Source organism: Ruminococcus sp. CAG:57 (assembly GCF_000435935.1).
In the GTDB taxonomy this organism is placed as follows: Bacteria; Bacillota; Clostridia; order Oscillospirales; family Ruminococcaceae; genus Hominimerdicola; species Hominimerdicola aceti.
The window spans coordinates 1-643 of the sequence record NZ_FR890737.1; the positions used below are offsets into that span (position 1 = coordinate 1).

Consider the following 643-nt stretch of genomic DNA (forward strand, 5'->3'; position numbering starts at 1 on the left):
TGGTCAGTCCCGGTCTGCGGACAACTGCCGCATAGGGGATCTCTCTGCCTGCCTCGATAGCCGCCTTGACAGCCGTCTTGCTTATGTCAGGATCTTTGTATTTCAGCAGGCTGTCATCATTGACCTTTGCCCACTCCACAAAGGCTTTCGGGTCTGTTATCTCGGTGCTTTCCCTGCCCTTTGTAATGCTGATCTTAGCCATAACGCCCTCTATTTTGTTAAGGTTGACCCTCTGCATACTGTTCATAAGATAAGCTTTAAGGCTCTCTGCCTGCTTGACTTTCTGCTCACGTCTTGCTTTGAGGGCTTTCTCCTCTGCTTCAAGCATTTTCGCTTCGCTGTTCAGCACCTTGACATAAGCCGCAACGTTCTCCGCCTTGTCCGTAAACTCAGCCTCAACGCATTCAAGGGTATCAAACCACACCTTTTCAGCCTCAGCCTTTTCCTCTGCCGTAAGCTCGGCATTTTCCGTCATATCTTCAAGGCTGTCAAAAAGCCTCTGAAAATCGTTTGTAAGCTCATAAAGTTTCATTTTTATACCTCCAGTTTTGAATTGATTATATCCGCAAGCTGTCTTGCTTTTTGTGTGAAAAGTCCGTAATTGTCGCTGTCATTATGCTCATTCACGAAGTCCACGAGCCTT

At 47.1% G+C, this 643-nt stretch carries 1 protein-coding gene; it reads right to left on the bottom strand.

Annotated elements, in window-relative coordinates; translation table 11 throughout:
• A partial coding sequence (locus QVO88_RS07010) for a siphovirus Gp157 family protein (protein ID WP_288177860.1) occupies positions 1 to 532 on the bottom strand: 532 nt, incomplete at its 3' end.
• Positions 533 to 643: the final 111 nt, after the last annotated feature.